The organism is Streptomyces prunicolor (assembly GCF_045162825.1).
Classification (GTDB): domain Bacteria; phylum Actinomycetota; class Actinomycetes; order Streptomycetales; family Streptomycetaceae; genus Streptomyces; species Streptomyces prunicolor.
In genome coordinates, this window is record NZ_CP108676.1 from 2,965,601 (window position 1) to 2,974,985 (window position 9,385).

The window sequence follows — 9,385 nt, forward strand, 5'->3', positions numbered from 1 at the left end:
CCACCCGGCACGCCAAAGGGGGCGCCCGGAGACCACGCGGCGGTAGCCGCATATGCACAAGGTCCGGGCGCCCCCTCTGTCGCAGGGCTGCGGCTCTGTCGTAGGACTGCCGCTAGATCCGGACCTCCACCGTGCGCGCGAACCGGTCGTGCAGCCCGCGCCCGTCCCGGTCCCAGATCAGGGCCGGGATCGCGATGCACAGGAGGGCGGTGCGGAGCAGGGTGCGCAGGGGGTTGGGGCGGCCGGTGTCGAGGGCGTACACGCGGAGGCCGAAGAGGCGCTTGCCCGGGGTGAAGCCGATCGTGCCGACGGTGAGGGCGCTGAGGACGAAGAAGACGAGGAGCGCCCAGTTGCCGGTCGCGCCCGGCCTGTAGCCGTGGGTGAGCAGGCCGTATGCGATCAACAGGCACAGGGCCCAGTCGACGGCGAGGGCGCCGAGGCGGCGGCCGGGGCGGGCGATCGAGCCGGGGCCGTCCTCGGGCAGACCGAGCTGCTCGCCGCGGTATCCGAAGTCGACACCTGCTCGCTCCGCGGCCTCGCGGGGCCCGGAGAGCCATGAGCCGATTGCATCCCTGTTGTCCACCCGACCACGGTACTGCCCGCGTTCTGCCATGCGGACAGGAGGGGCCAGCGGGCCCAAGACCGGTTAACTTGGGCGAAACAAATGGGTCACGCTGGAGAAATCCCCCGTCCCTAAGGTCGGGTCCAGCGTGTGCCACCGCACTGGCCGCACGAACGAACTACCACCCCGGCACGGACGGTCGGGAGTAGGAGGAGCTGGATGTTCCAGAACGCCGACGAGGCCAAGAAGTTCATCGCGGACGAGGACGTCAAGTTCGTCGACGTCCGATTCTGCGATCTGCCGGGTGTGATGCAGCACTTCACACTGCCGGCGACGGCCTTCGACCCGGACGAGGAACTCGCCTTCGACGGCTCCTCGATCCGCGGCTTCCAAGCCATCCACGAGTCCGACATGGCGCTCCGCGCCGACCTGTCGACCGCGCGCGTGGACCCCTTCCGCCGTGACAAGACGGTCAACATCAACTTCTTCATCCACGACCCGATCACGGGCGAGCAGTACTCCCGTGACCCGCGCAACGTGGCGAAGAAGGCGGAGGCGTACCTCGCCTCCACCGGTATCGCCGACACCGCGTACTTCGGTCCCGAGGCCGAGTTCTACGTCTTCGACAGCGTGCGCTTCGAGACCAAGGCGAACGAGAGCTTCTACCACATCGACTCCGAGGCGGGCGCCTGGAACACCGGTGCGGTCGAGGACAACCGCGGTTACAAGGTCCGCTACAAGGGCGGTTACTTCCCGACCCCGCCGGTCGACCACTTCGCCGACCTGCGTGCGGAGATCTCCCTGGAGCTGGCCGCGTCCGGCCTCCAGGTCGAGCGCCAGCACCACGAGGTGGGCACCGCCGGCCAGGCCGAGATCAACTACAAGTTCAACACGCTGCTCGCCGCGGCCGACGACCTCCAGCTCTTCAAGTACATCGTGAAGAACGTGGCCTGGCGCAACGGCAAGACCGCGACCTTCATGCCGAAGCCGATCTTCGGTGACAACGGCTCGGGCATGCACGTCCACTCGTCGCTGTGGGCGGGCGGCACCCCGCTCTTCTACGACGAGGCCGGCTACGCGGGTCTGTCGGACCTCGCCCGCTACTACATCGGCGGCATCCTCAAGCACGCCCCGTCGCTGCTCGCGTTCACCAACCCGACGGTGAACTCGTACCACCGCCTGGTGCCGGGCTTCGAGGCGCCGGTCAACCTGGTGTACTCGCAGCGCAACCGCTCCGCCGCGATGCGTATCCCGATCACGGGCTCCAACCCGAAGGCCAAGCGCGTCGAGTTCCGCGCGCCCGACTCCTCCGGCAACCCGTACCTCGCCTTCTCCGCCCTGCTCCTGGCGGGCCTGGACGGCATCAAGAACAAGATCGAGCCGGCCGAGCCGATCGACAAGGACCTCTACGAGCTGGCCCCCGAGGAGCACGCGGGTGTCGCCCAGGTCCCGACCTCCCTCCCGGCCGTCCTCGACCGCCTCGAGGCCGACCACGAGTTCCTGCTCGCGGGCGACGTCTTCACGCCCGACCTGATCGAGACGTGGATCGACTTCAAGCGCACGAACGAGATCGCACCACTGCAGCTGCGTCCGCACCCGCACGAGTTCGAGCTCTACTTCGACGTGTGATCGAACCGGCCCAGTGCCCTCGGCGCCCCCGTCTCTCCTCGGAGAGGCGGGGGCGCTGTCGTCTGCCCGGAACCCACTCGCCCGGAACTCGCTTCACAGACCGGGTACAGCCAGGGATCATCGTCACTGACACGGTTGTTCGAGAAAGGTAACGGGGATGGCGCAACAGGGCGACGAGGAGCGGGAGTTCGACCTCAAGTGGGCCGACGGGGCCGAGCACAAGGAGCCGTCCGCTCGGGCTCGGATGCTTGCCGCGCGGTGGAAGGAGAATCCGCCGGAGCCGGTGCCGTTCCGGGGTGAGCCCGAGGGGGTGGGGCCTCGGCGGTCTTCGTGGATATCGACGGTGGTCGTGCTGGGGAGTGTCGCCGCGGTCATCGTGGTGTTGGGGTACGTCAAGTTCCGGGCGCCGTACTAGAGATGGACGAGAAGACGGACGGTCGGGATCCCCTGGCCTGGCTTCGGCTGGACGAGATGCTGCGGTGCGAACCGTATGCGCCTGCCTGGCTCGCCGACCCTGAACTCGCGGTCGCGCTGTGCCACCGCGACGGCCGGATCCGGGAGGCCGCGCTCCAACAGGCCGTCGGACACCCGGCGTTGCTGCCGTTGGTTGTCGTCCGGTGTGCCGACTGGGTCGGGCAAGTGCGGGAGCGGGCGCGGGAGTTGCTCCGTGCGTCCCTCGACGTGGAGACCGGTGTCGCGCTCGCGCCGCTGATTCTGCTCTTCGGGCGGCGGGGGCGGGGTGCCTTCGCCATCGAGCTGGTCGGCGGAGTGCTGCGGCCGGCGTCCCGTGAGCAGCTCGCGCCCCTCTTCGTCCACCCCGACCGTGCCGTACGCCGCTTCGTCCATCGCCTCGCCGTCGAGGAGGGGCTCCTCTCCCCCGGCGAACTCGCCCGCGCCGCCGCCCGGGACACCGATGCCGTCGTACAGAACCTGTGCGCGGAGGCCGCATTGGCCGCCGTGGCGAAGGGCGGGGAGAGCGAGGAGTACGAGCGGGTGCTCGGGCCGTTGCTCAGGGCGCGGAATCCGCGGGCCCGGGCGGCCGGGGTCACCGCGTTGCGGGCGGCGGGGCTGGCGGAGCGAGCCGAGGGGTTTCTCGCCGATCGGTCCGGTGTCGTGCGGGCCTGTGCGCGGTATGTCGTGCGGCAGGGTGGGGGTGATCCGTTGGCGTTGTACCGAGCGTGGTGCCTTGCGGCGGAACCCGCGCCGGGGGCCGTGATCGGGCTCGCCGAGTGTGGTGGGCGGGGTGATGCCGAGGTGTTGTGGGGGTTCGTCGGGCATCCGGCCGCCGCGGTGCGGGCGCGGGCCGTGGGTGGGTTGCGGCTGCTGGACGTCGTGGACGTACGGCGGATGCTGCCGTTGCTCGACGATCCGGCGCCCGGGGTCGTGCGGGAGGCGACGCTCGCGCTGTTGCCCTCGGCCGGGCTGGTGCCGGACGGGTGGCTCATGGAACGGCTCGGGGGCGGGTGGCCCCGGGCGTGGCCCCGGCACGTACGCGTCGGCGCGTTCCGGCTGTTGGACGCGCGGGGCGGGATCGTACGGCTGCGGGCCGCCGTGACCGTGCTCGACGATCCGGACGAGAAGGTGCGGGCCTGGGGTGCGCAGGTGCTGCAGCGGTGGCATCTGGAGGAGGGGATGACGCCCGGGGATCCCGAGGTGGGGGAGCTGCTCGGGCGGGCTCGGCATCTGTTCAGTGAGTACGTGCTGACGCGGCAGCTGTGGGAGGCCGGGCTCCCCGGCTGACCTGCGTCCTCGCCTTCGCCTTCGCACTCCCGCTCGCGCTCATCGGATTCTCAGGTGTTCCGCCGACCTTTTGCTCCGCCTAGGGCCGATCGGGACCACTTCATGGGAAGGGCCGGGTGCACACTGGGCGGTGGGACGAGTGCCTGACTGCGGGGTGATGGCAGATGCAGAGCCGCTTCCGGAGCGACCGGCGGTTGACCATACGTATGGGTCTGACGCTGTTCCTGCTCGGGCTGTTGTACGTGGCGTTCGTGGCCGCGCTGATCGTGTTGCTGAAGTCCTGGGTACTGGTCGTGGTGCTGGCCGGCGGGCTGCTCGTCGCGCAGTACTGGTTCTCCGACCGGATCGCGCTGTACGCGATGCACGGGCGGATCGTGGAGCGGGAGGAGTATCCCGAGCTGCACGGTGTGATCGACCGGCTGTGCGCCGTCGCCGATATGCCGAAACCTGTCGTCGCCGTGTCGGACATCGACATGCCCAACGCCTTCGCCACCGGGCGGAACGCCGACCACGCCGTCGTCTGCGTGACCACCGGTCTGCTACGGCGGCTGGAGCCCGCCGAGTTGGAGGGTGTGCTCGCGCACGAGCTGTCGCACGTGGCCCACAAGGACGTCGCCGTGATCACGGTGGCGTCGTTCCTCGGGGTGCTCGCCGGGCTGATGGTCCGGTTCGCGTTCTACTCGCAGATCTTCCGGGGACGGAAGGACCAGAACACACTGGCCGTGTTCGCGGGGATCATGGGGATCTCGGCCGCCGTGTACGCGATCAGCTTCCTGCTGATCCGGGCGCTGTCCCGGTACCGGGAGCTGGCGGCGGACCGGGCGGCGGCGCTGCTCACCGGCAAGCCCTCGGCGCTGGCGTCCGCGCTCACCAAGGTCGACGGCGACATCGCCCGCATCCCGACCAAGGACCTGCGGACCGCGCAGGCCTTCAACGCCTTCTACTTCAGCCCGGCGACCGGCGCCGAGCCCGGTATCGCGCGGTTCTTCTCGACCCACCCGAGCCTGGAGCAGCGGCTCGACCAACTGGGGCGGATCTCCGCCGAGTTGGGTGAGGCGGCGGTACCCGGGATCGGGAAGGCGGACTGAGGATGGGGCTGCTGGACATCCTGCTCGGCCGTACGAAACCGGTCGCTCCCGATCTCGACCAGCTGTTCGCGCTGCCCTCGGCGGCGGTGACGCTGGAGGCGGCGGCCGGGTTCCGGGCGACCGGGCGCGGTGCGGTGTGCTTCGCGACGGTGGAGGGCGGGGCGTTCGAGCAGACGCACCGGGAGGTGCAGGCGCTGCTGGACGCGGACGCCGAACGCACCGGTCCGCCCGTGGAGTTGACCCAGGATGCCTACGGCTACTCGTGGCTGGTCTCGCGCCGGACACCGGATCAGTTGTCGGCGCTGGTGAACGATCTGCACGCGGTGAACAGCGCGATGGAGGTCAACGGCTTCGGGCCTCAACTGCTGTGCTCGCTGGCCGGGTTCGAGGACGACGGGGGGCGGCGGCTCGCGCTCGTCTATCTGTACAAGCGCGGGTCGTTCTTCCCGTTCGCGCCGCTGGCCGGTGACGGTCAGCGGCGCGACAGCTCGCTGGAACTGCAGGTCAAGTCGATGCTCGGCAACGACCTGCGGATCGAGCAGGACCTGAGCCGGTGGTTCCCGGTGTGGGGCGCCCCCGGGTTGTGACGGGCGCCCCGGTCTCCTACCTGCGCTTCTTCTCCTACTTGGTCTTCTCGCGCGCCTGCCGGCGGGACTCCAGGGGGCGCTCGCGCTGGTAACGGCGCTCCCACTTGGCCTGCTTGTCACGGCGGTCGCGGTACGCGCGGTAGCTCGACGGGGTGCTTCCCGAGGAGGAACCGCCGGACGACGTGGATGACGTGGACGAGGTCGATGAGGTGGACGACGTCGAGTCCCTGCCGTACTGAACGTAGAGGAAGAGCACGGCGACGGCGGCGAGCCACCAGACGTGGTTTCCGAATCCCAGGACGACCAGGACGACGGTCCCGGATATGACGATGGTGCCCATGACGGGCCTCCGTGGGCGTGGGTGTGGTGTCTGAGCGGTGTGGACGTGTCCCGACAAGGCGCTGGGGTGGGCGGCCGACCGTCGGTGGGTTGGGTGCGACAGAGACTAGCGCCGACTCCGCAGGGTGACGCCGGCCCTGCGTGAAACGGTGGTGACCTGCTCCGCAATGCGTCTCCAGCGTAGGGAGTCGGTCACTCGGTGTGCATCTTCTTTTTCGTCGGCGCGCTGTACGCACGGGATCGTGCCGGTGTCAGATGCCCGGTGCCGCCGTGATCACGCCCGCCGCGACGGCCGCGCCCAGGGCCGCGTGGTCGGCGGTCGTCTGGCCGGCGTAGGACAGGGCGAAGTCCGCCACGGCGCGTTCGAAGGTGTCGGTGTTGCCCAGGTAGGCGGCGATGGCGACGCGGTCGCCGGAGCGGGCGTGGGCGCGGGCCAGGGCGTTGCCGCAGAGGCGGGCGTAGGCCGTGAGGGCCCCCGGGCCCATGCCGACGACGTCCGCGGAGCCCTTCATGTCGCGGAGTTGGCGCCAGTAGAAGGCGCGGCCCTGCGGTCCCGTCATCCAGCCGAGGAAGATGTCGCTGGCCGCCTGGAGCAGGCGCTGGCCCGCTACGACACGGTGGCCGGGGTGGACGTACGGGCCGTTCGGCAGGTGCTCCTCCAGTACGGACTTCCGCGCCTCCTTGATCTGGAGGAACAGCGGGTCGTCCTGGTCGCGCCCGGCGAGCAGCACGATGAAGCAGCGGGTGCCCACACTGCCGACGCCGACGACCTTGCGGGCCGCGTCGACGAAGCGGTAGCGGTCCAGGAGCAGACGGCGCTCCTCGGAGAGCGTGGAGCGGTAGTCGCTGAAGATCTTGCGCAGGGAGGCCATGTCGGCGGCGCCGGCCGGTTCCAGCAGGGGCGGGTCGTGGACGATACGGCGGCGGCCGTCGACGGTCTCGGTCAGTTTGCCCACGGCGTGCAGGCTGGTGCGGCGGCGGGCCCGGGTGAGGCTGGACTCGACCCGGCGGCGGTGGCGGGCCGAACGGACCAGCGGCAGCAGGCTGTCGGCGTCGATCCGCTCGTACCAGACGGCGAGTTCGCCCTTGCGGGCCAGGCCGCGAAGAGCCGTACGGTACGCGGCTGTCGCCTCCAGCGCGGCGCGGTGGGCCTTGGTGTCGCTGTGGCCGTTCTCGCGGGCGGCGACGGCCACGCTCGCGGCGAGACGCTTGACGTCCCACTCGAAGGGGCCCGGGAACGTCTCGTCGAAGTCGTTGAGGTCGAAGAGCAGGGCGCGTTCCGGGGAGGCGTAGAGGCCGAAGTTGAGGAGGTGCGCGTCGCCGCAGAGCTGGACGGTGAGGCCGGTGTGCGGTTGGGACGCCAGGTCCGTCGCCATCACGGCGGCGGAGCCGCGCAGGAAGGCGAAGGGGGAGGCGGCCATGCGGCCGTACCGGATGGGGAGGAGTTCGGGGAGTCTGTCCCGGCCCTGTCGTTCGAGTACGGCGACGGGGTCGGGGCGGTCCACGGCGGGGATCCAGCCGGCGTGGGCGGAACGGGCCACGCGTTTGCGCGCGGCGCGGCCCCGCTCCGCTCGGTCGGCCGGTGTCGTCATGTGCCGTGTCTTTGCATGCCGCCGCCTCCTGATGTCCCACCGCCTGTTGCTACGCAGTGAAACCGGGTGGGCGTGGGGGGTGCATTCCGGGGGCGGCGATCGGGTGAACGTCTACTGTCGGTCGAGAAGTGGACGTCTTCGAGCCGAGGCGGATATGACCAGCACTCCCCGTCACATCACCACCCCCGAGCGCCGTGCCCGCCTCGCCCTCCGCCACCGCCTCGCCCCCGGCACCCGCGCCGCGACCCCCGAAGCCGTCGCCGCCTCCCTCGTCGCCCTGCACGGCACGGACCCCGCGACGGTGTACCTCGCCGTGGGTGCCCGCCTCGCCGACTCCTCCACCACCGTCCCGGAGACCGCCCGCGCCCTGTACGAGGACCGCACCCTGCTCCGTATGCACGGCATGCGGCACACGGTGTTCGTGTTCCCCGCCGAGCTGACCGCGGTCGTGCACGCCTCGACGGGACTTGCCGTCGCCGCGCGTGAACGGGCCGCGCTGCTCAAGGACATGGCGAAGGCGGGGGCGCCGGACGCGGCCTGGCTGAAGGAGGTCGAGGGCTCGCTGCTGACCGCGCTGGCGCGGCGCGGTCAGGCGACGGCGGCCGAACTCGCCGTGGACGAACCGAGGTTGAGGGAACAGTTCGTGTACGCGGCCGGGAAGAACTACGAGGGCGTGCACACCGTCTCGACCCGGCTGCTGAAGGTGCTGGGCGTCGAGGGGAAGGTCGTACGCGGTCGTCCGCTCGGCGGCTGGACGTCGAGCCAGCTCCGCTGGGCGGTGGCCCCGGAACACCCCGAACTGGACGTCGTGGAGGCCCAGTCGACCTTGCTGCGCCACTGGCTCGCGGCGTGCGGCCCGGCCACCGAGGCCGACCTGAAGTGGTGGACGGGGTGGCGGGTGACCGACGTCCGCCGCGCGCTGACGACGATCGGCGCGGAGCCGGTGGCCCTGGACGAGGGGCCGGGTTACGTCGCCGCCGGCGACCTCGCTCCCCTGGCCGGCCCCGCCGAGCCCTGGGCGGCCCTGCTGCCGGCCCTCGATCCGACGGCGATGGGGTGGCAGGGGCGGGACTGGTACCTGGCAGCGGAGTTGCGCCCCGCGCTGTTCGACGGGAGCGGCAATGTGGGGCCGACGGTGTGGTGGGACGGCCGTGTGGTGGGGGGTTGGGCGCAGCGGCCCGACGGGGAGATCGTGTGGCGGATCCTCGACCGGGAGGGTGTCGGCCGGGAGGCGGAGACCGCGATCGGGGCGGCGGCGGAACGGTTGCGGGGGTGGGTGGGGACGACGCGGGTGACGCCGAGGTTCCGGACGCCTGTGGAGCGGGAGTTGGCGGGGTAGGGGGTGACGCGAGCATCGACGCCGGGCGCCCCGAAAACACGTCCGCGCATCGACGCCGGGCGCCCAAAAAACACAGGGCACCCGGCGCCACAGCTCAAGCTCAGCGCGCGTACCGCATCAGTGCCCGCACCATGTGACACGTCGTGTCCGACGGCGCGTGGACACCGATGAGTTCCGCGGTGCTCCGGATCGTCTCGTTGCGGGCCTGGTTCGGGACGTAGACGCCCGAGTCGAGCAGGGCGATGGCCAGCCGCATCGCCTTGAGGCGGCGGTTGTGCGTGACGTACCAGTCCCGCGGGCGCCCGGGCGGCAGCGGGCGCTTCTCCACGGGCACGTAGGGCAGGTCGAGTTGGACGGAACGCTTCGCGGTGGACTGGGTCGGCAGCGGCTTCGGCTTCAGTGCGGCAGCGGGCACGGACATCCTCCTGTCGCGGTCAGGGCGCCGTCCGGACCTCCCGGCGACACCCTCGAACACTGCTTCTATTCTACCGCCCCCCACTGACAATCGC

At 70.8% G+C, this 9,385-nt stretch carries 10 protein-coding genes; 6 read left to right on the top strand and 4 right to left on the bottom strand.

What is annotated here, in order from left to right; translation table 11 throughout:
* Positions 1-112 precede the first annotated feature (112 nt).
* A complete protein-coding gene (locus OG588_RS13400; protein ID WP_405947464.1) occupies positions 113-583 on the bottom strand; it encodes an RDD family protein in 471 nt (156 codons plus the stop codon).
* 198 nt (positions 584-781) lie between these two features.
* On the opposite strand from OG588_RS13400, the gene glnA reads away from it, so the two are divergent.
* The 5 genes from glnA to OG588_RS13425 all read left to right on the top strand — a co-directional run bounded on the left by glnA (position 782) and on the right by OG588_RS13425 (position 5,606).
* Complete coding sequence (gene glnA / locus OG588_RS13405) at positions 782-2,191, top strand: type I glutamate--ammonia ligase (protein WP_019064482.1); 1,410 nt, start codon at positions 782-784, stop codon at positions 2,189-2,191.
* Between the two features lie 157 nt (positions 2,192-2,348).
* Entirely contained in the window at positions 2,349-2,606 is a 258-nt protein-coding gene (locus OG588_RS13410) for a hypothetical protein (RefSeq protein WP_405947465.1), read from the top strand.
* Positions 2,607-2,608: 2 nt separating this feature from the next.
* Positions 2,609-3,931 carry a hypothetical protein gene (locus OG588_RS13415; protein WP_405947466.1) on the top strand — a complete coding sequence of 441 codons (1,323 nt, stop codon included), beginning with the start codon at positions 2,609-2,611 and terminating at the stop codon, positions 3,929-3,931.
* Between the two features lie 164 nt (positions 3,932-4,095).
* Positions 4,096-5,019: a zinc metalloprotease HtpX gene (gene htpX / locus OG588_RS13420; protein WP_405947467.1), complete on the top strand. Its 924-nt coding sequence runs from the start codon at positions 4,096-4,098 to the stop codon at positions 5,017-5,019.
* 2 nt (positions 5,020-5,021) lie between these two features.
* On the top strand, positions 5,022-5,606 hold the full coding sequence (locus OG588_RS13425; RefSeq protein ID WP_019064478.1) for a PspA-associated protein PspAB: 585 nt from the start codon (positions 5,022-5,024) through the stop codon (positions 5,604-5,606).
* A 34-nt stretch (positions 5,607-5,640) separates the two neighbouring features.
* Here the strand turns inward: OG588_RS13425 and OG588_RS13430 are convergent, their stop codons facing one another.
* The gene (locus tag OG588_RS13430) at positions 5,641-5,946 is read right to left on the bottom strand and encodes a hypothetical protein (protein ID WP_405947468.1); all 306 of its coding nucleotides are present in this window, start codon (positions 5,944-5,946) and stop codon (positions 5,641-5,643) included.
* Positions 5,947-6,196: 250 nt separating this feature from the next.
* A complete protein-coding gene (locus OG588_RS13435; protein WP_365988678.1) occupies positions 6,197-7,537 on the bottom strand; it encodes a DUF2252 domain-containing protein in 1,341 nt (446 codons plus the stop codon).
* A gap of 154 nt (positions 7,538-7,691) precedes the next feature.
* Between OG588_RS13435 and OG588_RS13440 the strand changes: the two genes are divergently transcribed.
* Positions 7,692-8,876: a winged helix DNA-binding domain-containing protein gene (locus OG588_RS13440; protein ID WP_405947469.1), complete on the top strand. Its 1,185-nt coding sequence runs from the start codon at positions 7,692-7,694 to the stop codon at positions 8,874-8,876.
* Positions 8,877-8,976: 100 nt separating this feature from the next.
* On the opposite strand, the gene OG588_RS13445 is transcribed toward OG588_RS13440, so the two are convergent.
* Positions 8,977-9,291: a hypothetical protein gene (locus tag OG588_RS13445; RefSeq protein WP_026151613.1), complete on the bottom strand. Its 315-nt coding sequence runs from the start codon at positions 9,289-9,291 to the stop codon at positions 8,977-8,979.
* Positions 9,292-9,385: the final 94 nt, after the last annotated feature.

Excerpts from the sequence above, each read along its gene's own strand:
- OG588_RS13440 (WP_405947469.1), top strand. The coding sequence starts at position 7,692 with ATGACCAGCACTCCCCGTCACATCACCACCCCCGAGCGCCGTGCCCGC.
- OG588_RS13410 (WP_405947465.1), top strand. The coding sequence starts at position 2,349 with ATGGCGCAACAGGGCGACGAGGAGCGGGAGTTCGACCTCAAGTGGGCC.
- glnA (WP_019064482.1), top strand. The coding sequence starts at position 782 with ATGTTCCAGAACGCCGACGAGGCCAAGAAGTTCATCGCGGACGAGGAC.
- OG588_RS13425 (WP_019064478.1), top strand. The coding sequence starts at position 5,022 with ATGGGGCTGCTGGACATCCTGCTCGGCCGTACGAAACCGGTCGCTCCC.
- OG588_RS13415 (WP_405947466.1), top strand. The coding sequence starts at position 2,609 with ATGGACGAGAAGACGGACGGTCGGGATCCCCTGGCCTGGCTTCGGCTG.
- OG588_RS13430 (WP_405947468.1), bottom strand. The coding sequence starts at position 5,946 with ATGGGCACCATCGTCATATCCGGGACCGTCGTCCTGGTCGTCCTGGGA.
- htpX (WP_405947467.1), top strand. The coding sequence starts at position 4,096 with ATGCAGAGCCGCTTCCGGAGCGACCGGCGGTTGACCATACGTATGGGT.
- OG588_RS13435 (WP_365988678.1), bottom strand. The coding sequence starts at position 7,537 with ATGACGACACCGGCCGACCGAGCGGAGCGGGGCCGCGCCGCGCGCAAA.